The sequence below is a fragment of the Cupriavidus pauculus genome (assembly GCF_003854935.1).
Classification (GTDB): domain Bacteria; phylum Pseudomonadota; class Gammaproteobacteria; order Burkholderiales; family Burkholderiaceae; genus Cupriavidus; species Cupriavidus pauculus_C.
The window spans coordinates 1,101,801-1,122,575 of record NZ_CP033970.1; the positions used below are offsets into that span (position 1 = coordinate 1,101,801).

Below are 20,775 nucleotides of genomic sequence, written 5' to 3' on the forward strand. Positions count from 1 at the left end.
TCGGCCATTGTTATTGGCAGTCACGACTGTCCGTACGAGATGCAATCAACTCACGAATGCGCGGTTCTGGCTTCCAGTAATTGGGGCCTTTCAGAAACTTGCCGTTGGCATCGTATATTGGATTGCCGTCGCTACCGAGCTTGCTCTCGTTGCTATCCATGATCACGTCAAGGACTTCCTCGAGCGGTAGGCCGTATTTCAATGCTTCAGAGCGGCAATAGACGATTACGTCGCCGAGCAGGTCTGCTATTGCGACGGCAATATCTAGCTTTGACGCGCCGGATGTTGCCAACGCACCGATGTCGTCGATCTCATTCACTTCGTCAATTAACGTAGCCTTGAACTTGGCAAGCCGGTTTCCCACGTCATCCGGGACCGTAGGAGTTTCATGGGCAGGTAGGCGATACATTGCGTTCATCCCGGCGATGCGGTCGCGAAAATTTCGGTTCATGTCAATCAGGTCTGCTCGAAGTTGTCCGATACGGTTTCATTTGCAAATGCCACACGGGCACGCGCTCCGGTTTCGATGGGGAACAGTCATCATCCATACTGTGCAAATTATACTGAGCGCGTGCGAAGTGTGACCCAGTTGCAGCTTGGGCCTCGATGCGTGTATTAAAATGACGATGGAGGCGTTCTAAAGCGCCTCGTGCAGCGCAGCTCGGTAACGGTGGGAAATACACCAACGTTCCTAAGTCATGGTATCCCGGTGCTCAAGCGACTGACTACGCGATCCGGCGCCGTGCGTGACCGGCTGCTGGCCGTGCGTCGCTGGATCGACCGCGCCTTTGGCGGGCTCCTGGTCGGTTGTGGCGTCTTGCTGGCGGTGGCACGCGGCTCGCGCTGACATTTTTCACGCTGCGGAGGTTGTCCCGCCCCGTGCACAAGATTGGTGATATATTACATATCACCAATTTGCACCTGCCGCCGCCATGCTCGATCCTTCTCTGCTGGGCCGGATAACTTTCACCCACAGCGAGCCGTCACAGGCCCCGTTGCCGCCCGGGCGCCACCGGCTTGGACTGGCCGACGAGCGCGATGCGGTGCTCTACGTGCCGCCGGAGCTTGGCCCGGGCCCCGTGCCGCTGCTGGTCATGTTTCACGGTGCCGGCGGCTTTCCCGAGAAGGTTTTGCCCTTTGTCGAGCCGCACGCGGATGCGCATGGCTTTCTGGTGCTGGCGCCGCATTCGACCTATCCCACGTGGGACATCGTCATCGGCGGCAACGGCCCCGACCTGCAGAAGTTGCACAGGGGGCTGGACGCCGTCTCGGCCCGCTACCGCATTCGCCCGGAACGGCTGGCGTTCGCCGGCTTTTCGGATGGGGCGAGCTACGCGCTGTCGATCGGCATCACCAACGGCGACATTGCCAGCCACGTCATCGCTTTCTCGGGCGGGTTCATGTCCGTCTTCCTGCAGGAAGGCTCGCCGAAGGTGTTTATCGCGCATGGGCTGGTTGACGAGCAACTGCCCATCCAGACCAGCGGCCGGACCAATGCCGCCAAGCTGAAAGCTGCCGGATACGACGTCGAGTATGTCGAATTTCACGGCACGCACCTGATCCATCCCCCGATCGTGACCGAGGCCATCCGCTTCTTCCTGGCGTAGCGCGCCGTCGCCAGCCCCAGCATCTGCCGCCAACGGAGTGCAATCCATGAATATCGAGATTCCGCAGTCTCTGATCCACCCGCTGCTTGCCATGGTCGAGGCCGAGTCTCCGCTGGCACGGCAGCTCAAGGAGCACGGTCTCTGTCACGGCAGCATGTCGGTGTCGGCGCGGCTGTTCGACGCACAGTCGCTCAACATGCTCTACACGCTGAGCAAGGCGAAGAACGAACGGCAGCTCACGTTCCAGATGCTGGCGCTCGACAACGTCTACAACGCTCCGAAGGCACGGACCATTCCCGGCCTGGAGCGATTGGTGGCGGGGCTGGTGGCGTACCTGTCGCGCGATGTCATCGACGGCTGGCTGTACCAGCGCAGCCGCGATGGCGTACTGCTGCCGTGGCTGGTCTATCGCATCCGCCACGTGGAGCCCGAGCAGGGCATGGCCTACGTGGCCATCGACCTGCTGGCGAATACCATGCTGTCCGCCAACTCGGAGCTGACCGACCCCACGCGGCGCAGAGGGGGCATGACGACGTCGATCATCGTCACGCGCGACGAGATCGTGGACCGCACGATTCCGCAGCTGCTCGCCGATTTCGGGTTTTTCAAGGAGTGCGCGGAATTCCGGCAGGAGTACGACCGGCATGCGCAGCTTTTTCTGCGCTACCAGCGCAGCTTCGGCGCGCAGTACATCGCCACGGGACCCGCCTTCACCGTGGAAGGCAAGGGCACTGTTTCGCTGGCGCGGCTGGGCGATGGCGTGGCGGCCCGCTGCATCAATGACGAGGAACGGCTGGAGCGCCGCTTCGAAGTGACATGCGACGCCGAATTCTGGCGCAAGGCCGGGGTGGCCACCGGATTCGAACGGATGCCGCTGCACGGCTACGTGCATCTGTTCCATCTGGAATGGCACCGCAACATCTGGGTGCACGTGCAGCACCTGACCGAATACCAGTACCAGCCCGGGCTGCGCGACAAGCTCGTGCTGCCGGACCACCACCGCGACCTGATCGACATCCTGACCTCGCACCTGGACGTCCTGGTGCAGGACGTGGTGCCTGGCAAATCGGGCGGCACGACCATCCTCTGCCAGGGCGCGCCCGGCCTTGGCAAGACATTGACGGCCGAGGTGTACGCGGAAGTCGTCGGCCGGCCACTCTACCGCGTGCATTCCGGACAGCTTGGCACGACCGCCGCCTCGGTCGGCGCCAGCCTGATGGAGATACTGCGCCGCGCCATGCGCTGGAATGCCGTGCTGCTGCTCGACGAGGCCGACGTCTACATCCGCCGCCGCGACAACGACCTGGAGCACAACGCCATCGTTGCGGAATTCCTGCGCACGCTGGAGTATTTCAGCGGCCTGCTGTTCATGACCACCAACCGTACCGGTGACGTCGATGACGCCATCCTGTCACGGTGCATCGCCACCATCCAGTACGAGACGCCCGACCGGGCGGATGCATCGCGCCTGTGGCGTCTGCAAGCCGACCAGTTCGGCGCGACCCTCGATGACGAACTGGTGGAGGCGTTGACCGCTGCTTACCCGACAGCAAGCGGACGCGACATCAAGGAACTGATGAAACTCGCCACCCGCTATGCCAAGGCGAAGCAGACGGCGCTGTCGGAAGACGTGTTCCGGCTGTGCGCGCAGTTCCGGGCCATCGCACCGGCGGGATGACGCGTCGCGGCGTTCATGGCGAAGGTGCTGTTTTCGGCATATTTACGCGTTCTTCTCGAAACAAATAATCATCCTTTGCAGAATCTTTCACTTCCGCCGCTGCGAAGTAGCTGAAAGTATTCCGCTCGATAGTCCGCCGATGCGCCGGGCCGTCGGGAGATTGCCCGGTCAATACCCCGGGACGGCGCGAATCAAAAAAGGGAGATGGCGGGCCGTACCACGGAGTCCACAATGAGCGCCGCCTTCGACTGGTTCCAGCACCTGCTTCGTCTGCATCCAGAAGTCACTTTCTTCCTGGTGCTGGGGCTGGGATACGCGCTGGGCAAGCTGAAAATCGGCAGCTTTACGCTGGGCGCGGTCACCGGGACGCTTCTTGCCGGCGTGCTGGTCGGGCAACTCGGGCTCAAGATCTCCGGCGAAGTGAAGCAGTGCTTCTTCCTGCTTTTCCTGTTTTCCATCGGGTTCCGCACGGGCCCGCAGTTCTTTCGCGGATTGCGTAGCGACGGCCTGCAGCAGGCGCTGCTGGCGGGCATCGTCGCCACAACGGGGCTCGTAGTCGCGTTCATCGTCAGCAAGCTGTTCGGCTACCAGGCCGGCACCGCTGCGGGCGTGGTGGCTGGCGCGTTGACGGAGTCCGCCACCATCGGTACGGCCGGTGACGCCATCTCGCGGCTGGCCCTGTCCGAAGCCGATCGACAGGTGTTGACGAACCAGATTCCCGTCGCGTTCGCCGTCACCTATCTGGTGGGCGTGGTCGGCGCGGCGTGGATCCTCGCCCAACTTGCGCCCCGGCTGCTTCGCGTGGACCTGCCAGCGGCGTGCCGCGAGCTTGAAAGCCGGATGGAGGGCAACACCGCACATGCCATCCCGAGCCGGCGGGAGATCGAGTTCCGCGCCTACCAGATCGACGCAGCTTCGCCGCTGGCGGGCATGACCGTGGCCCAGCTGGAGGTGGATATCGGTGGCCAGCGCATCTGCGTGGAACGTCTTCGCCGCAGTGGCGCGGTGATGCGCATCGCGCCGGACATCGTCCTGCGCGCGGGCGACGCGCTCAGCGTCTCTGGCCGTCGCACCTTGTTGGTCGAGCGGATGGACGGTGCGCATTCCGGCCTGCACGAGATCGATGATCGTGAGTTGCTCGACGTGGAAGTGGAACTGCTGGACGTCATCATCACATCCAAGGCCGTCGACGGCCGCCGGCTGGGCGATCTGGCCAAGGAAGAAAGCGCGCGCGGGGTGTTCGTGGCGCGTGTGTCGCGCGCCGGCACGCCGGTAATGGTGTCACCGGAAACCGTCCTCAACCGTGGCGATGTCGTCTCGCTGGTGGGCAGCGCGAGAAGCGTGGAAGGCGCGGTCGACAAGATCGGCGTCGCCGATCGGGCCACCAATGCGACCGATATGGTGCTGGTATCGCTGGGCATCGTCGCCGGCGCGCTCGTGGGCGTTCCGGCACTGGTCGTGGGTGGCATCGAGATCGGGCTGTCGCTCAGCGTCGGGGTGCTGCTGGGCGGGCTGGTGTGTGGCTGGCTCCGGTCGGTACAGCCGCGGCTGTTCGGGCGGATTCCCGGGCCGACGCTGTGGGTGTTTGAATCGATTGGCCTGACCGGCTTCGTGGCAATCGTGGGCCTGAACGCCGGCCCCGACTTCGTCAAGGGGCTTCAGTCCAGCGGCCTGTCGCTGCTGCTGGCCGGCGCGCTGACGGTGAGCATCCCGATGCTGACGGGTGTCTTCGTCGGACACAAGCTCATGAAGATGCATCCGGGCATCCTGCTCGGCGTATGCGCGGGTGCTTCCACGGCGACGCCGGCGCTGGCTGCCGTACAGGAAGCCGCAAAGAGCGCGGTGCCCACGCTGGGCTACGGCGTCGCCTATGCCGTCGGAAACGTCCTGCTGGCGCTGTGGGGCACGGTGATCGTGGCGCTGATGACCTGAGCAAGCAACGGATACCCTGACCACGGCAACGAATATTTCCGCAGAACGGCATGCGGAAACGTTGTTTGGATTTGGCGCGGCGCAGCCATAGCATGGCCAGTTCCTTTCACGGTAGCGCCAGACAACAATGCCAACACGTAACGCTTCCCCGTCCGTTCGTCGTGCCCGTTCCACGGCTGCGCCCCGGCGCGCTGCCCCTGTCTTGCGCATCGGCCTGGCCGGCGCGGTGGCCGCCGCGCTCGTCTCGCTGGTGGCCTGCGGGTCCGACGGCAGTACCCCGGTGGCCTCCACCGGCAACACCGCGACGTCGCCGGGCACGGGTACCGTGCAGAAGCGTCCGAACATCCTGTACATCATGGCCGACGACCTCGGCTATTCCGATATCCGCGCGTTCGGCGGCGAGATCGACACGCCGAACCTGGACGCACTGGTGGCGTCCGGCCGCATCCTGACCAATCACCACACCGGCACGGTCTGCGCGATCACGCGGTCGATGCTGATCTCCGGCACCGACCACCACCTCGTCGGCGAAGGCACGATGGGCGCGCCGAACGACGAACGCAAGGGCCTGCCCGGCTACGAAGGCTATCTCAACGACAGCGCGCTGTCCGTGGCCCAGTTGCTGCAGGACGCCGGCTACCACACGTACATGGCCGGCAAGTGGCATCTCGGTTCCGGCATCGCCGGGGCGGCCGCCACCAGCGGCAAGACGCCTGACCAGTGGGGTTTCGAGCGCAGCTACGCGCTGCTGGGCGGCGCGGCGTCGAACCACTTCGGACACGAGGCCGCCGGATCGCGCAACTACACCGAGAACGGCAAGTACGTGCAGCCGGGCCAGCCGGGGCAGCCCGGCGGCGCAGGCGGATCGCCCGCGCTGTTCTACTCGACCAACTTCTATACGCAAAAGCTGATCGAGTACATCGACGCCAACAAGGCCGATGGCAAGCCGTTCTTTGCGTATGCCGCGTACACGTCGCCCCACTGGCCGCTGCAGGTGCCGGAGCCCTGGCTGAGCAAGTACAAGGGCCGGTACGACGCGGGCTATGACGCCGTCCGCAACGCGCGTATCGCGCGCCAGAAGGCGCTCGGCATCATCCCCGCCGACTTCAATCCGTATGCGGGCCAGCCCGAGGCACTGGTTGCGCCGGCGGGCACGGCCGCCAACGGCACGGCTGGCGCCAAGTACATCAACGCGCTGAACGGCCCGGCGCAGGGCTATACCGACTACGGCCCCGGCCTGGTGGACAAGGCGTGGGCCAGCCTGAGCGCGGACGAACGCAAGGCGCAGGCGCGCTACATGGAGATCTACGCGGGCATGGTCGAAAACCTCGACTACAACATCGGCCTGCTGGTCCAGCACCTGAAGGACATCGGCGAGTACGACAACACGTTCATCATGTTCCAGTCCGACAACGGCGCGGAGGGCTGGCCGATCACCAATGGCGACCCGACCGCCACCGACACCGCCAACGCCGCCGAGCCCGTGTACTCGACGCTGGGCACCGACAACGGCCTGCAGGCCGCGCGGCGCCTGCAGTACGGGCTGCGCTGGGCCGAGGTCAGCGCCACGCCGTTCCGCCAGACCAAGGGGTACATGGGCGAAGGCGGCATCTCCACGCCGGCGATCGTGAAGCTGCCGGGGCAGACGCAGCAGCAGCCCACGCTGCGCGCCTTCACGCACGTGACCGACAACACGGCAACGTTCCTGGCCGTGGCCGGCATCGCGCTGCCATCCACCGCCGCCGCGCCCAGCATCGATCCGGCAACCGGCACGGACCGGAACCGGGGCAAGGTGGTCTACAACGGCCGCAACGTCTGGCCGATCACCGGGCAATCGCTGCTGCCGGTGCTGCGTGGCGAGGCGACGGGCGAGGTGCGCACCACCGCGTTTGGCGAAGAGTCGTACGGCCGGGCGCAGATCCGCAGCGCCGATGGCCGGTGGAAGGCGCTGTGGACCGAGCCCGCGCAGTTCGGCCCGGCCGACGGCCATTGGGAGCTGTTCGACCTGGCCACCGACCGCAGCGAGAACCACGACGTCTCCGCCAGCAACGCGACGGTGCTGGACAGCCTGATCGCACAGTGGAAGACGTACATGCAGGGCGTGGGCGGCGTGGAGCCCGCGCGTCCCAAGGGCTACTACTGATCGATGCGTCGCGTCATGGCAGCTTCTGCAAAGCTACGGGGCGCCGCGAAGGTGGCGGTCGTCGCAGTGGCGTTCGGCGTGGCGTTTGCGGCCGTGTCCGGCGTCTATGCATCGCGCGCCGCCCACGGCCCGCGCGATGCCGCGTTACCGTCCGGCGGGCTGGACGGCAGCAACACCGGCAGGCCGGCGGCGCCGCTGGGCAGCGGGCGGCAATGCGTGCAATACAGCGGCCTGCCAGATGGTTGGGGCGCCGATGCCCGCGCCGGCATGGTGCACCTGAGCGGCGGCGATTTCGTGCTCGGCACCCATCATGGCTATCCCGACGAACGCCCGGCCGGCAGCGGCCGCACGCGCGTGGCCGGTTTCTGGATCGACCAGACGGAGGTCACCAACGCACAATTCGCCGCGTTCGTGCGGGCCACGGGCTATGTAACCGATGCCGAGCGGCAGCAGGGCGCCGCCGTGTTCCACTCGCCGACGCAGGCCGAACTGGATGCCCGGCCGCTGGCGTGGTGGTCGTGGGTCAAGGGCGCATCGTGGCGGCATCCGGACGGGCCGGCCAGCGACCTGCGCGGCCGCGCCAACCATCCGGTCACGCTGGTCACGCAACGAGACGCGCTGGCCTATGCGCAATGGCTCGGCCGCGACTTGCCGACAGAAGCCGAATGGGAGTACGCCGGCAAGGCCGGGCACGAGGACGCCACGCTTGACACCGCGCCGCGCGATCCGGCCGGCAAGCCATCCGCCAACTACTGGCAGGGCGCGTTCCCGCTGATGAACACGAACGAGGACGGGCACGTCGGGCGCTCGCCCGTGGGCTGCTACGCGGCCAGCGACTACCGGCTGTTCGACATGATCGGCAACGCGTGGGAATGGACGCGCGACGTCTACCGTGGCGAGCACCAGGGCCATGCCAACGGCGACACCGCTACCATTGCCCCCGCCAATCGGCCCCATGGTGCGGCCGGCAACACGCCGATGGTCATCAAGGGTGGCTCGTTCCTTTGCTCGTCCGACTATTGCGTACGCTACCGCGCGTCGTCGCGCGAGCAGCAGGAAGCGGACTTGCCCGCTTCGCATATCGGCTTCCGCACGGTGTTGCGCGACAAGGGGTGACGACGCGCGCTCAACCGCCCCGGGCCGCCGGCCGGCGCTCCAGAAGCTGCACCAGCGTCATCAGCGCCTGGTTCACCGGCGTGGCGATGCCATGCGCCAAGCCGCGCCGCACGATGGCGCCATTCAGGTAGTCAATCTCCGTGGCACGGGCACGGGCCAGGTCCTGCGCCATCGACGAATACTGGCCGGCAGGGATCGTATGGCGGATGCGCTCGAACTGGCGCTCGACGTCGAGGTCGATGCCGACGCGCTCGGCGCACGCCACGGCCAGGCATTCGGCGATCAGTTGCTTCATCGTCTCCTCGGCCGCCTCGACGTTGCGGATCTCGCCATAGGGCAGGTTGGCGATGCCCGAGAGCGCGTTGTACGCGCAGTTGAGCACGAGCTTGTCCCAGAGCGGCACCCGCACGTCGGCGGACACCACGGTCGGCACGCCGGCCGCGCCCAGCATCCGGGCGATCTCGGCGCTTTGCGGCGAATCGCCGATCACAAGGTCGCCGCGTCCGTGATGCCTGAGATGGCCGGGGCCGGCCATCTCGCACGCCACGTAGACGGCGGCCGCGATGACCGGCCGGCCTAGCGCGCCTTCCAGCATCGCCGCGTTGTCGATGCCGTTCTGGAGCGACAGCACTGCCGCATCGGCTTTCAGGAACGGACGCAACTGCCGCGCGGCGTCGACCGTGTCGGCGGACTTCACGCAAAAGAGCACGAGATCGGCGTCCTCGGCCGCCTGCACGCGCGTGTCCGCGGCGACGGCGATGTACGTGTCCATCGCCGGCGATTCGAACCGCAGGCCATGGCGCGTCACGCTGTCGACATGTACCGGCCGGCCGACCAGCGTCACGGGATGCCCCGCCCTGGCCAGCATGGCGCCATAGAAACATCCCACGGCACCCGCGCCGATAACGGTGATCTTCATGCGGCCTCCTTGGCTGTGATCGCAACTTGCGATCGGAGAACGCGGCGGCGTGCGGTGGTGTTGACGGCGGGCGGGTCGGCAGCGTGCGAATTGGCAACCGTTGGTGCGGGCGCTGAAAATGCGAAATGCCGCGAGTGTTGAAATCGCGGCATTCGCTTCAGCGGTCAGGATTGGCGGCCGTCGGCGCGCGCCCCCCGATCAGTAATCCCACTGCACCGGCACGAAGCGGAAGCCGTTGCCGTTCTTCGCGATATGGCCGATGGACGGGAACGCGATATGCGCCGCCGCCAGCAGGGAACCCGTTTCCGCGGCTTCGTTGAGCAGGCCGATCCGCACGTCGACAGCCAGCTCCGGCTCGTGCTCGAAACCGTTCTGCCATGCGGGATTGTCGAAGCCCACCTCGAAGATCGCATCGCCCACGAACGTCAGCTTCTCGCCGCCCGAGGCCACGTCCACGACGCAATGCCCCGGCGTATGGCCGCCCGTCACGCGTGCCGACACGCCCGGCGCCACCTGCACGGTGCGGTCGAACTGCACGATGTTCTTGCTGTACAGCTCCACAAAGCGGGCAGCGGCCTTGCGCAGCGCGGGCGGCACGGTCTCCGGCATCACGGTCTTGCTGAAGTCCGGGTTCTTCCAGAACTCCACCTCCGCACCGGCCACGTGGATCCGCACGTCGGGGCGCAGCTTGGCCTTGACCCCCTCGACGTTCAGCCCGCCGACGTGGTCCATGTGCATGTGCGTGATCACGATATCGGTGATCGCGCCCAGGTCGATGCCGGCCGATTCCAGCCGCATCACCGAGCGGCCGGCGCGCGTGAAGTACTCGAAGCCGTCGCCCACGCCCGAATCGATCAGGATCAGGCGGTCGCCGCTGCGGACCAGCGCGATGTTGAGCGCCCAGTCGAACATGTCGCGGCGCAGGAAGCGGCCGTCGAACCACTCGTTGCGGTCTTCAGGGCTCACATTGGTGGACATGGTCGAGGTCGGCAGCGGCAGGATGCCGTCGCTGATCAGCACCACGTCGACGTCTCCGATCCGTACCGCGTAGCGGGAAGGCACGAGTTCGCCGGAACCCTCCTTGCCAAGGTTGGCGGTCACCGGCTGCAGATTGCGGGTTGTTTCGCTCATGATCAGTTCCTGTCTTTGGGTGGGTAGGCCGCTGGGCGGCTGGCGCGGGTCCGCTTGGTCGCACGGACATCCTCCTCGACCGTCGCGCGGCTTGCGCAACCATCGGTGCAACGGATTCTAGGCAGGGGGCGCGGCAGGCAGTAGGGCCGTGGCGGCCTTCACTATGTTGTACGGCGCGCAACAATGGCTAGCGGGGGATCGGGCGGGAAACAACCCCCGAACGGAGGGTGACATTTTTGGATTTTTTGCCGATATAGGAGAGCCGCGCATTGATAGACGCGGCCCATCAAACAAGGAGAAATATCCATGCAGCGCACTCAGCGCCCGCTGTCCTTCCCGGGGTCACTTGCTCTGGCATTGCTGACTTCGGCAGTTCTGGCCGCCTGCGGAGGCGGTGGGGACGGCGGGGAAGCCGCGACACAGACGTCGGCTACCACGGCCACCACTGCACCGGGCACCCCGGTCACCGCAACGCCGGCCGAACCGGTCACCGCAACGCCGACCGAACCGGTCGCCAAGCCGGTCAGCGTCGTCACGCCGGCCTGCTCCGGCTGCGCCGCCGTCGACGCCAATACCTATGCCGGCAGCGGCGTGGGCGTCTGGCAGAACCCGAACGCCACGGCTGCCGCAGTGGACATGCCGATCAGCATCGCTGGCCTGACGGGCCAGGACGTGACGCTGGTGTTTACCAACCAGACCGGCGTGCCCCAGACCATGCCCACCATCGCGCTGACTTCGTCGTACATGCCGACGATTGCCGCCAGCGCCATCCAGTGGGATAACGGCGTCAACGCCACCAAGCGACGGATTGCCGACTTCAACCGCGATGGCTGGGTGGCGCTTGCCGGCCCGCGCGGTACCGCACCGAACCGTTCGTCGTTCGGCGCCTCGTCGCCGCTGCGCGCAGCGGGCTATGTCGTGGGTTCGCCCCGGAACTTCTACCACGAGGACAATTCCTCGCGCAGCACGACGCTGGTCCGCACCGATACGACGTCCGACGGCACGGTGGTGAACTTCTGGGTGGAGGACAGCGAGAACGACGTCGCCAAGGTCAGCCCGACCATCGTCAACCAGCTCTACGCCGGCTTCGTCCCGGGCGGCAAGATCTACGACATGCTCAAGCAGACCGGCGGCCCGGTCTGGGGCCCGCACGCCTACGGCGACCTGGTCGACGGCTCGGTGCCGCAGCCCATCGACATCGTGATCCTGAACTTTGACAACAACGCCACGCCGTTCGGAATGGTCGGCTACTTCTTTGCGCGCAACGCGATCAAGATGGACCCGAGCACGAACCCGTACAGCAACGAGTCGGTGTCGCTGTACCTGGATTCGGAGACGCTGTATCGCGGCGGCGCAGACGGCATGCAGTCCATGCTGCTGACGATGGCGCATGAAGGCATGCACATGCAGAACTTCTATCGCCGCGCGGTGGTGAAGGGCCCGTTGTATGCCTTCGATACCTGGCTGGAAGAAGCCAGCGCGATGATGATGGAGGATTTCGCGAGCCAGTCGATCGATCCGACGTACAACGCCATCCGCGACGTGCGCTTCCCGAACTACGTAGGCTACAAGGCGGGTTCGTACAACTGCAGCCTGCTGACCTGGGATGCCTTTGGTCCGTCGTGCGACAGCTATTCGGTGTCGGGCTCGCTCGGCGGCTTCCTGGATCGCCAGCTCGGCCTGGGCTTCTACAAGCACCTGCTGTCCAACGTGAGCAGCACCGATTCGGTGGCGGTGCTCGATGCGTCGATCCGGGCGACCGTGCCGACGTCGAGCCTGGGCGAGCAACTGCGCCGCTTCGCCGCGACGTCGGGGGCGCTGATGAAGTCCCCGAGCCCCACCGGCTTTGGCTTCCCGGCGCGTGCCGAAGGTGGCTTCACGCTGCCGGTCATCGACCCGCAACTGTACCTGCCGCTGCGCACGCTGACGCAGTCGGTGCCGGCCACGCTGCAGCCGTACGCCAGCCTGCCGGTGGTGCGCAAGGCCGTGTCGGGTACCTATAGCGAGACGGTCAAGGTGCCGGCACAATCGACGCTGTCGGTCGTGATCCAGTAAGGCAAACGGGGCGGCGCAATCCGCCCCGTCTTTTCGTCAGACACCATGCAGAGATTCGCACTATCGGGCCTCATCGCCCTGACGCTCGCGGCGTGTGCCGCGGCAACGACGCCGCAGGGCCAGACAGCCCTCGTCGGCGAAATCCGTATCAAGGGCAACGAGCCGTTCCCGACGGTCATGCTGGAGACGCCCGCACACGACAGTTGGGAACTCGTCGGCGTGCCGCTGGCTGACGCCCGCGCGCTGACCGGCCGGCAAGTGACCGTGCACGGCACCGTAATCCGGGCGCCCGGGCCGGGCGTGTGGCTGCCGTCGATGCGGGTGACGGGAAAGCCGGAGGTTGTTCGTTAGGGCCAAAGCGTCCGGCGCGGCGCCGCATTCGCGACCCGCACTCCCCAACCCACCCCTACCCCCCGCGATCCGTACGCGGCACATACGGGATTTTCTCTTCCTCGTAGAGCCGGTAGATCAGTTCCAGCATTTCCTTGATGTCGCGCGATTCGTCCATCGCGCGCATGCTCATGATGATGGGCGACGTGAGCGTGGGGTCGTCCAGTTCCATGTAGCTCACGTCATCGCGCTTCAGGCCGTATACGCTGCTTGGCACCACCGAGATGCCTTCGCCGGCCGCCACCAGTCCCAGCGCGATCTGCAGTTCGCGCACTTCGTAGATGCGGCGCGGGGTCAGCGCGCGTTCCTGGAACGCCGACAGGACCTGGTCGGCGTAGCTGGGGCGGGGCGCCTTGGGGAAGACGATCAGCGTCTCGTGGATCAGGTCGCGCAGCGACAGTACCGGCTTTGCCGTGGACAGCGGATGGCCGATGGGCAGCGCGACGATCATCTTTTCCTCGCGCAGGATCACGCGGCGGATGTTGGCGTCCTCGTGGCGGATGCGCCCGAAGCCCACGTCGATGCGGCCGTCCTTGAGCGCGCGGATCTGGTCCATCGTCGACATCTCGTGCAGGCTCAGTTCGACCGACTTGTTCTCGTCGCGGAACCGCCGGATGATCTTGGGCAGCATGCCGTAGAGCGTGGAGCCGACAAAGCCGACCGACAGGCTGCGCTCGATATTGCCCACGCGCCGCGTCATCGATTCCAGTTCGCTGGTCTGCGCCAGCAGGTGCACCGCGTGGGAGTAAAAGAATTTGCCGGTCTCGGTCAGCTTGAGCGGCCGGGCGTTGCGCTCGAACAGTTGCACGCCCAGTTCTTCCTCCAGTTGCTGGATCTGGCGGCTCAGTGGCGGCTGCGCAATATGCAGCCGCTGGGCCGCGCGCGTGAAGTTGCGTTCTTCCGCGACGGCCACGAAATAGCGCAGGTGACGCAACTCCATACAATACCTCCAGGATATAGCCCGATACTAAAACGGTGTTGGACTGGCTGGTTTGCCGCCTCTATTCTGCTTTCAACCCCGGTTTTCGGGGCGCGATTATACCTTCCAAGTTGATTCAGACCGACCTGGGATGAGGGTTAACCCCACGAAAATGACAGAGCGTTAGGAGCAGACATGAGTGCCAAGGTGTTCGACACGAAAGAAGTTCAGGACCTGCTGAAGGCCGCCGCCAACCTGGGCAATGACGCCGGCAGCGCGCGCACCAAGCAGATTGCTCACCGTCTGCTGAGCGACCTCTTCAAGGCCATCGACGACCTCGACATGACGCCCGACGAAATCTGGGCCGGCGTGCATTACTTCAACAAGCTCGGCCAGGACGGCGAAGCGGCGCTGCTGGCCGCCGGGGTGGGGCTGGAGAAGTATCTCGACATCCGCATGGACGCCGCCGACCGCGAGGCCAACATCCACGGCGGCACGCCGCGCACGATCGAAGGCCCGCTCTACGTCGCCGGCGCGCCGGTGCGCGACGGCGTCTCACGGATCGATATCAACCCCGACGCCGATGCCGGCCCGCTGGTCATCCGCGGCACGGTCACGGGGCTGGACGGCAAGCCGGTGGCCGGCGCGGTGGTGGAGTGCTGGCACGCCAACTCCAAGGGCTTCTACTCGCACTTCGACCCGACTGGCGCGCAGGACGACTTCAACCTGCGCGGCGCCGTGAAGACCGGTGCCGACGGCCAGTACGAGTTCCGCACGCTGATGCCGGTGGGCTATGGCTGCCCGCCGCAGGGCGCCACGCAGCAACTGCTCGACGCACTGGGCCGCCACGGCAACCGTCCCGCGCACGTGCACTTCTTCGTTACCAGCGACAAGACGCGCAAGCTGACCACGCAAATCAACATCGAAGGCGACCCGCTGATCTGGGACGACTTTGCCTACGCCACGCGCGAGGAACTGGTGCCGCACGTGGTGGAAAAGACCGGTGGCACCGCGCTGGGCCTGAAGGCCGACGCGTACAAGGAAATCCGGTTCGATATCGCGCTGACGCCGCTGGTGCAAGGCCAGGACAACCAGCGCGTGAACCGTCCGCGCGCTGCCGCGACCACCGCCGCCGTGGCCGCCTGAGCCCACCCGGCGCCGTACCCGCGGCCTGACTGCCAGGCCGCCCTCCTTCCTCGCAAACCACATGGACCGATGCCATGGGCGCCACGCCCGCCGGCATCGGGGAGACGACTCATGCCCGCAAACCTCGACAAGGCACAACAGCTCGACGACCTGCTGCGCAACGCGGTCCAGGACGACCCGGAGAACGGCGTCTTCCGCTGCCGCCGCGACATCTTCACCAACGCCGACCTGTACGAGCTCGAAATGAAGCACATCTTCGAGCGCAACTGGGTCTACCTGGCGCACGAAAGCCAGGTGCCGAACAACAACGACTACTACACCACGTGGATCGGCCGCCAGCCGATCGTCATCACGCGCGACAAGACCGGCGCCCTGCACGCCGTGATCAACGCCTGCGCGCACAAGGGCGCGATGCTGTGCCGCCGCAAGCATGGCAACAAGGGCAGCTTCACGTGCCCGTTCCACGGCTGGACGTTTTCCAACGCCGGCAAGCTGCTGAAGGTGAAGGACGAGAAGACCACCGAGTATCCGGTGCAGTTCAACCAGCACGGCTCGCATGACCTGCGCAAGGTGGCGCGCTTCGAGAACTACCGTGGCTTCCTGTTTGGCAGCCTCAGCGACGACGTGATGCCGCTGGAAGACTACCTGGGCGAGACGCGCGTCATCATCGACCAGATCGTGGCGCAGGCGCCCGAGGGGCTGGAAGTGCTGCGCGGCAATTCGTCCTACATCTACGACGGCAACTGGAAGATGCAGATGGAAAACGGCTGCGACGGCTACCACGTCAGCACCGTGCACTGGAACTATGCCGCGACGATGGGCCGCCGCAAGGTGGAAGGCACCAAGGCCGTCGACGCCAACGGATGGAGCAGGTCGACGGCCGGCGTCTACGGCTTCGAGCACGGCCACATCCTGCTCTGGACGCGGACGATGAACCCCGAGGTGCGCCCGGTGTACCAGCATCGCGACGAGATTGCGGCACGCGTCGGCCCCGAGCAGGCGAACTACATTGTCAACCAGACGCGCAATCTTTGCCTGTACCCCAACGTGTTCCTGATGGACCAGTTCAGCACCCAGATCCGCGTGGTGCGTCCGATCAGCGTCGACAAGACCGAAGTCAGCATCTTCTGCTTCGCGCCGAAGGGCGAAAGCGCCGAGAGCCGCGCCATTCGCATCCGCCAGTACGAGGACTTCTTTAACGTGTCCGGCATGGGCACCAGCGACGACCTCGAAGAATTCCGCGCCTGCCAGGCCGGCTACGCAGGCTCGACGTCAATGTGGAACGACATGTCGCGCGGCGCGCCGCTGTGGATCCACGGCCCCGATGCCAACGCGCAGGGCATGGGCCTGAAGCCGGTGATCTCGGGCGAGCGCAGCGAGGACGAAGGCTTGTTCGTGGTCCAGCACGAATACTGGCGGCAAGTCATGCGCGACGCGCTGCGCAAGGAACAGGCGGAGGCATTGGCATGAGCTTCGACCATCCATCCATCTGCCAGGCGCTCTACCGCGAGGCGCGTTTCCTGGATGACCGCCAGTGGGACGAATGGCTGGCCTGCTACGCCGATGACGTCACCTACTGGATGCCGGCCTGGGACGACGACGACCAGCCCACCGAAGACCCGCAGCGCGAGATCTCCCTGATGTACTACGCTGATCGCGGCGGGCTGGAAGACCGCGTGTTCCGCATCCGGACCGACCGCAGCAGTGCGTCGATGCCCGAGCCGCGCACGAGCCACTACATCGCCAACGTCGAGGTACTGGCCGAACGCGACGACGAGGTGGACGTCCGCTACAACTTCCACACGCTCAGCCATCGCTACAAGGTGACCGACCAGTTTTTCGGCACGGTATTCCTCACGTTCCGCAAGGTGGAAGGCCGCCTGCTCATCGCGGCGAAGAAGATCTTGCTCAAGAACGACTACATCCGCCAGGTGCTCGACGTCTACCACGTCTGAGGCCACGCAGCGGATTGCAAACGGACGCAGGAGGCAACATGTCCAGCTACAACATTGCATTGAACTTCGAAGACGGCGTGACTCGCTTTGTCGAGTGCCGGGCCGGTGAAAAGGTACTGGACGCCGCGTTCCGCGCCCGGATCAACCTGCCGATGGATTGCTCCGACGGCGTCTGCGGCACGTGCAAGTGCCGCGCCGAAAGCGGCCGTTACGACCTTGGCGACGACTACATCGAGGACGCGCTCAGTGACGACGAGAAGGCCAGCGGCCTCGTGCTGACCTGCCAGATGGTGCCCGAGAGCGACTGCGTGATCGCGGTGCCGGCGTCGTCGGCGGTGTGCAAGACCGAGCAGAGCCAGTTTGCCGCGACGGTGGCCAGCGTGGTGCCGCACAACGACGCCGCCGTGGTGCTCGAACTCGACGTCGACAGCATCCCGCCGGTCTTCCTGGCGGGCCAATACGTCAACATCGACGTGCCGGGCAGCGGCCAGCATCGCTCGTACTCGTTCTCGTCCGCGCCCGGTGCGTCGCGCATCAGCTTCCTGATCAAGAAGATTCCCGGCGGCGTCATGAGCACCTGGCTGGAGACCGCGCGGCCTGGGCACAAGGTCAACCTGACCGGCCCGCTCGGCAGCTTCTACCTGCGCGCCGTAGAGCGCCCGCTGCTGTTCCTGGCCGGCGGCACCGGGCTGGCGCCGTTCCTGTCGATGCTCGAAGTGCTGGTGCGCGCGGCGTCCGACCAGAAGGTACACCTGATCTACGGCGTGACGCGCGATCTCGATCTGGTGCAGGTCGGCGCGATCGAAGCCTACGCCGCGCGGCTGCCGAACTTCACGTACACCACCGTGGTGGCCGACGACGCGTCGTGCCACCCGTGCAAGGGCTGGGTCACGCAGCACTTGCCGCCCGCCTGCCTGCACGACGGCAACGTGGACGTGTACCTGTGCGGGCCGCCGCCGATGGTGGACGCCGTGCGCAAGCATTTCGATGACAACGGCGTGAAGCCCAACAGCTTCCACTACGAGAAGTTCACGCCCAACGCCGTGGCGGTGGCGGCATGAGTGCCGGACGCTTCGCGGGCAAGGTGATGGTCGTCACCGGGGCCGCGCAGGGCATCGGGCGCGGCGTGGCGCTGCGCGCTGCGGCCGAAGGCGCGCAAGTCCTGCTGGTGGATCGCGCCCAGTTTGTCGGCGAGGTCGCGGCCGAGGCACACGGGGCCGCCGGCTTCGTCGCCGACATGGAGACCTACGCGGGCGCCGCCGCCGCAATGGCCTGCGCGGCCGAGACGTTCGGCCGCATCGACATTCTCGTCAACGGCGTCGGCGGTGCCATCCGCATGCGGCCGTTCGCCGAATTCGAACCGGCGCAGATCGACGCGGAGATCCGCCGTTCGCTGATGCCGACGCTGTACGCCTGCCACGCCGTGCTGCCGCGCATGCTGGCGCAGGGGGGCGGCACCATCGTCAACATCTCGTCGAATGCCACGCGCGGCATCCGGCGCGTGCCGTACTCGGCCGCCAAGGGCGGCGTCAATGCGATGACCCAGGCGCTGGCCATGGAGTACGGGCCGCACAACATCCGCGTGGTGGCCGCCGCGCCGGGCGGTACGCAGGCACCGCCGCGCCGCGTGCCGCGCAATGCGGCCGGCGACAGCGCGCAGGAACGCGCCTGGATGGCCGAGGCGGTGACGCAGGTCACCGGCTCCACGTTCCTCGGGCGCTACGGCACGCTGGACGAACAGGTCGCACCGATCCTGTTCCTGGCGTCCGACGAAGCCAGCTACATCACGGGCGCCGTGCTGCCCGTGGCCGGCGGCGACAACGGGTAGGACAACGCGGGGCATACCGCGCACCATTCCATCAACGAGGAGACAAGCCATGCGTCATGTCGACGTTCACCAGCTCGCGGACAACGCGCGCTTCAACCGCTTTCATGCCGGCGTGCTGTTCTGGTGCGCGCTGATCATCATCTTCGACGGCTACGATCTGGCCGTGGTCGGCATCGCGCTGCCATCGATCATGAAGGACATGGGCGTCGACGCCACGCGCGCCGGCTTCATGGTCAGCGCCGCGCTGTTCGGCATGATGTTCGGCGCGGTCATCATGGGCACCGTGGCCGACCGCATTGGCCGGCCACGCGCCATTGCCATCTGCATTGCGCTGTTCAGCATCTTCACGGCCGCAGCGGGCATGACCCGCGACCCGGTCGCCTTCAGCGTGACGCGCTTTCTGGCCGGCCTGGGCATTGGCGGCGTGATGCCGAACGTGGTGGCGCAGATGACCGAGTTCTCGCCGCGCCGCCTGCGCGGCACGATGGTCACGCTGATGTTCAGCGGCTACTCGGTGGGCGGCATGCTGGCCGCGCTGATGGGCAAGTCGCTGATCGAAACCTACGGCTGGCAGTCGGTCTTCCTGGCGGCGGGCGCGCCGGTGCTGATCATTCCGGCCGTGCTCAGGCGGATGCCGGAGTCGCTGCCGTTCCTGATCCGCCGCAACCGGCTCGATACGCTGCGCGCCGTGCTGGCCCGCATGGCGCCCACGTACCGCCCGCAGGCCACCGACCGCTTCGACCTGCCGCAGGCGGACGCCTCCAGCGCGCCCATCCGCATGCTGTTCCGCGACGGCCGCGGCTTCAGCACCGTGATGCTCTGGGTTGCGTTCTTCATGTGCCTGTTCATGGTCTATGCCTTGAGTTCGTGGCTGACCAAGCTGATGGCCGGCGCGGGCTACAGCCTGGGATCGGCGCTGACGTTCGTGCTGGTGCTGAACTTTGGCGCGATGGCCGGCGCGATTGGCGGCGGCTGGCTGGCCGACCGCTTCAACATCAAGCACGTGCTGGTGGGCATGTACGTGCTGGCGGCGGTTTCGATCACGCTGCTCGGCTATCGGATGCCGACCGGCGCCCTGTTCGTGGTGGTAGCGCTGGCCGGCGCCTCGACCATCGGCACGCAGATCGTGACCTATGCCTACGCGGGGCAGTTCTATCCGGCGGCCGTGCGTGGCACGGGCATCGGCTGGGCGTCGGGCGTCGGCAGAAGCGGCGCGATCCTGGCGCCGATCGTGATCGGCGTCCTGGTGGGCATGTCGCTGTCACACCAGCAGAACTTCGCGGCGATGGCCGTGCCGGCCGTCATCGCCGTGGTCGCCGTGCTGCTGATCGACCACAAGCGCTCGGCGTCGGTCATCGGCAGCGCGTCGCCCCAGGCCGGCGCGGCGCAGCCGGTGGCCATGCAGGTCAGTCCCGGCGGATCCTGATCCCGCGGCGTCAGCAACGTATCGAGGGTTAACGCCAATACGGGCGCCAGGTGCTTCGCTCAGGAGCCCTTCAGCGTGCCGCCCAGCACTTCGCGCCGGGCCCGCAGCACGTAGATGGCCTGCCGAAGGCTGGCCAGCATCGGGTTGGCACGGTTGTCGTCGCCGCCCGGCTGGGCCCGGGCAGCCTGTTCCAGGCGCTGGAGTTCGGCCTCGCGCTCGGCGATATAGCGGTCCAGGATCACCACGTCCCGGAGCGTCTTTCCTTTTTGCATCGGTTTGCTTGCCAGTAATGGATCAGTCAACGGGTCGTTTCAATATATCCACTGGCCCGCGCGCCGTGGCCGCCCGTGCGCCGCGCGGGACACCCGGCAGGATGTCCATATAGCAAGCATTTGGGAACATCCGCAATGTCATGTCTGGACATATATTTCATGCGTCTCTTGCAACGATTCGCGCCGCGCAAGAGAACTAGTTCGACTTCCCGCCGCTCCTTCAGGAGCGGTTTTTTTTCGCCAATCGGCGGGGAATGG

General features: G+C 66.1%; 18 protein-coding genes. 13 read left to right on the forward strand and 5 right to left on the reverse strand.

Annotated features, from left to right (window positions below; translation table 11 throughout):
• Positions 1-10 precede the first annotated feature (10 nt).
• Complete coding sequence (locus tag EHF44_RS23020) at positions 11-451, reverse strand: pyrophosphatase (RefSeq protein WP_124685999.1); 441 nt, start codon at positions 449-451, stop codon at positions 11-13.
• Between the two features lie 481 nt (positions 452-932).
• Between EHF44_RS23020 and EHF44_RS23030 the strand changes: the two genes are divergently transcribed.
• From EHF44_RS23030 to EHF44_RS23050, 5 genes are all read left to right on the forward strand, one after another.
• Positions 933-1,607, forward strand: a complete 675-nt coding sequence (locus EHF44_RS23030) for an alpha/beta hydrolase (protein WP_124686000.1) — start codon at positions 933-935, stop codon at positions 1,605-1,607.
• A gap of 46 nt (positions 1,608-1,653) precedes the next feature.
• Positions 1,654-3,285 (forward strand): ATP-binding protein, encoded by a 1,632-nt coding sequence (locus EHF44_RS23035; protein WP_124686001.1) that lies wholly within the window; start codon positions 1,654-1,656, stop codon positions 3,283-3,285.
• A gap of 231 nt (positions 3,286-3,516) precedes the next feature.
• Positions 3,517-5,217, forward strand: coding sequence for an aspartate-alanine antiporter (gene aspT, locus EHF44_RS23040; RefSeq protein WP_172966163.1), 1,701 nt, complete (start codon positions 3,517-3,519; stop codon positions 5,215-5,217).
• 127 nt (positions 5,218-5,344) lie between these two features.
• Positions 5,345-7,360 carry an arylsulfatase gene (locus tag EHF44_RS23045; RefSeq protein WP_124686003.1) on the forward strand — a complete coding sequence of 672 codons (2,016 nt, stop codon included), beginning with the start codon at positions 5,345-5,347 and terminating at the stop codon, positions 7,358-7,360.
• Between the two features lie 15 nt (positions 7,361-7,375).
• Positions 7,376-8,476, forward strand: coding sequence for a formylglycine-generating enzyme family protein (locus EHF44_RS23050; protein ID WP_124686004.1), 1,101 nt, complete (start codon positions 7,376-7,378; stop codon positions 8,474-8,476).
• A gap of 10 nt (positions 8,477-8,486) precedes the next feature.
• On the opposite strand, the gene EHF44_RS23055 is transcribed toward EHF44_RS23050, so the two are convergent.
• Together EHF44_RS23055 and EHF44_RS23060 are read right to left on the reverse strand one after the other, a co-directional pair.
• Positions 8,487-9,395, reverse strand: a complete 909-nt coding sequence (locus EHF44_RS23055; protein WP_124686005.1) for a ketopantoate reductase family protein — start codon at positions 9,393-9,395, stop codon at positions 8,487-8,489.
• Between the two features lie 198 nt (positions 9,396-9,593).
• Positions 9,594-10,526 carry an MBL fold metallo-hydrolase gene (locus EHF44_RS23060; RefSeq protein ID WP_124686006.1) on the reverse strand — a complete coding sequence of 311 codons (933 nt, stop codon included), beginning with the start codon at positions 10,524-10,526 and terminating at the stop codon, positions 9,594-9,596.
• 306 nt (positions 10,527-10,832) lie between these two features.
• Here EHF44_RS23060 and EHF44_RS23065 point away from each other — a divergent pair, with 306 nt between their 5' ends.
• Together EHF44_RS23065 and EHF44_RS23070 are read left to right on the forward strand one after the other, a co-directional pair.
• On the forward strand, positions 10,833-12,581 hold the full coding sequence (locus tag EHF44_RS23065) for a M30 family zinc metallopeptidase (RefSeq protein ID WP_124686007.1): 1,749 nt from the start codon (positions 10,833-10,835) through the stop codon (positions 12,579-12,581).
• 45 nt (positions 12,582-12,626) lie between these two features.
• Entirely contained in the window at positions 12,627-12,932 is a 306-nt protein-coding gene (locus EHF44_RS23070; protein ID WP_124686008.1) for a hypothetical protein, read from the forward strand.
• Positions 12,933-12,987: 55 nt separating this feature from the next.
• Here EHF44_RS23070 and EHF44_RS23075 read toward each other — a convergent pair whose 3' ends face one another.
• Positions 12,988-13,911, reverse strand: a complete 924-nt coding sequence (locus EHF44_RS23075) for a LysR family transcriptional regulator (protein ID WP_124686009.1) — start codon at positions 13,909-13,911, stop codon at positions 12,988-12,990.
• A 174-nt stretch (positions 13,912-14,085) separates the two neighbouring features.
• Here EHF44_RS23075 and catA point away from each other — a divergent pair, with 174 nt between their 5' ends.
• From catA to EHF44_RS23105, 6 genes are all read left to right on the forward strand, one after another.
• The gene (catA, locus tag EHF44_RS23080) at positions 14,086-15,036 is read left to right on the forward strand and encodes a catechol 1,2-dioxygenase (RefSeq protein ID WP_124686010.1); all 951 of its coding nucleotides are present in this window, start codon (positions 14,086-14,088) and stop codon (positions 15,034-15,036) included.
• Between the two features lie 111 nt (positions 15,037-15,147).
• Positions 15,148-16,506: a Rieske 2Fe-2S domain-containing protein gene (locus EHF44_RS23085; RefSeq protein ID WP_124686011.1), complete on the forward strand. Its 1,359-nt coding sequence runs from the start codon at positions 15,148-15,150 to the stop codon at positions 16,504-16,506.
• On the forward strand, positions 16,503-16,991 hold the full coding sequence (gene benB, locus EHF44_RS23090) for a benzoate 1,2-dioxygenase small subunit (protein WP_124686012.1): 489 nt from the start codon (positions 16,503-16,505) through the stop codon (positions 16,989-16,991). Before EHF44_RS23085 ends, benB begins: the two co-directional genes overlap by 4 nt.
• Positions 16,992-17,029: 38 nt before the next feature.
• Positions 17,030-18,052, forward strand: a complete 1,023-nt coding sequence (gene benC, locus EHF44_RS23095) for a benzoate 1,2-dioxygenase electron transfer component BenC (RefSeq protein WP_124686013.1) — start codon at positions 17,030-17,032, stop codon at positions 18,050-18,052.
• On the forward strand, positions 18,049-18,819 hold the full coding sequence (gene benD / locus EHF44_RS23100) for a benzoate diol dehydrogenase BenD (protein WP_124686014.1): 771 nt from the start codon (positions 18,049-18,051) through the stop codon (positions 18,817-18,819). Before benC ends, benD begins: the two co-directional genes overlap by 4 nt.
• 49 nt (positions 18,820-18,868) lie before the next feature.
• Positions 18,869-20,245: an MFS transporter gene (locus EHF44_RS23105; RefSeq protein ID WP_124686015.1), complete on the forward strand. Its 1,377-nt coding sequence runs from the start codon at positions 18,869-18,871 to the stop codon at positions 20,243-20,245.
• A 59-nt stretch (positions 20,246-20,304) separates the two neighbouring features.
• On the opposite strand, the gene EHF44_RS23110 is transcribed toward EHF44_RS23105, so the two are convergent.
• Positions 20,305-20,517 (reverse strand): hypothetical protein, encoded by a 213-nt coding sequence (locus EHF44_RS23110; protein WP_124686016.1) that lies wholly within the window; start codon positions 20,515-20,517, stop codon positions 20,305-20,307.
• Positions 20,518-20,775 lie beyond the last annotated feature (258 nt).

Excerpts from the sequence above, each read along its gene's own strand:
- benC (WP_124686013.1), top strand. The coding sequence starts at position 17,030 with ATGTCCAGCTACAACATTGCATTGAACTTCGAAGACGGCGTGACTCGC.
- catA (WP_124686010.1), top strand. The coding sequence starts at position 14,086 with ATGAGTGCCAAGGTGTTCGACACGAAAGAAGTTCAGGACCTGCTGAAG.
- EHF44_RS23050 (WP_124686004.1), top strand. The coding sequence starts at position 7,376 with ATGGCAGCTTCTGCAAAGCTACGGGGCGCCGCGAAGGTGGCGGTCGTC.
- EHF44_RS23035 (WP_124686001.1), top strand. The coding sequence starts at position 1,654 with ATGAATATCGAGATTCCGCAGTCTCTGATCCACCCGCTGCTTGCCATG.
- EHF44_RS23055 (WP_124686005.1), bottom strand. The coding sequence starts at position 9,395 with ATGAAGATCACCGTTATCGGCGCGGGTGCCGTGGGATGTTTCTATGGC.
- EHF44_RS23070 (WP_124686008.1), top strand. The coding sequence starts at position 12,627 with ATGCAGAGATTCGCACTATCGGGCCTCATCGCCCTGACGCTCGCGGCG.
- EHF44_RS23110 (WP_124686016.1), bottom strand. The coding sequence starts at position 20,517 with ATGCAAAAAGGAAAGACGCTCCGGGACGTGGTGATCCTGGACCGCTAT.
- EHF44_RS23020 (WP_124685999.1), bottom strand. The coding sequence starts at position 451 with ATGAACCGAAATTTTCGCGACCGCATCGCCGGGATGAACGCAATGTAT.
- EHF44_RS23065 (WP_124686007.1), top strand. The coding sequence starts at position 10,833 with ATGCAGCGCACTCAGCGCCCGCTGTCCTTCCCGGGGTCACTTGCTCTG.
- EHF44_RS23045 (WP_124686003.1), top strand. The coding sequence starts at position 5,345 with ATGCCAACACGTAACGCTTCCCCGTCCGTTCGTCGTGCCCGTTCCACG.
- EHF44_RS23030 (WP_124686000.1), top strand. The coding sequence starts at position 933 with ATGCTCGATCCTTCTCTGCTGGGCCGGATAACTTTCACCCACAGCGAG.
- EHF44_RS23105 (WP_124686015.1), top strand. The coding sequence starts at position 18,869 with ATGCGTCATGTCGACGTTCACCAGCTCGCGGACAACGCGCGCTTCAAC.
- benB (WP_124686012.1), top strand. The coding sequence starts at position 16,503 with ATGAGCTTCGACCATCCATCCATCTGCCAGGCGCTCTACCGCGAGGCG.
- EHF44_RS23085 (WP_124686011.1), top strand. The coding sequence starts at position 15,148 with ATGCCCGCAAACCTCGACAAGGCACAACAGCTCGACGACCTGCTGCGC.
- benD (WP_124686014.1), top strand. The coding sequence starts at position 18,049 with ATGAGTGCCGGACGCTTCGCGGGCAAGGTGATGGTCGTCACCGGGGCC.
- EHF44_RS23075 (WP_124686009.1), bottom strand. The coding sequence starts at position 13,911 with ATGGAGTTGCGTCACCTGCGCTATTTCGTGGCCGTCGCGGAAGAACGC.
- EHF44_RS23060 (WP_124686006.1), bottom strand. The coding sequence starts at position 10,526 with ATGAGCGAAACAACCCGCAATCTGCAGCCGGTGACCGCCAACCTTGGC.
- aspT (WP_172966163.1), top strand. The coding sequence starts at position 3,517 with ATGAGCGCCGCCTTCGACTGGTTCCAGCACCTGCTTCGTCTGCATCCA.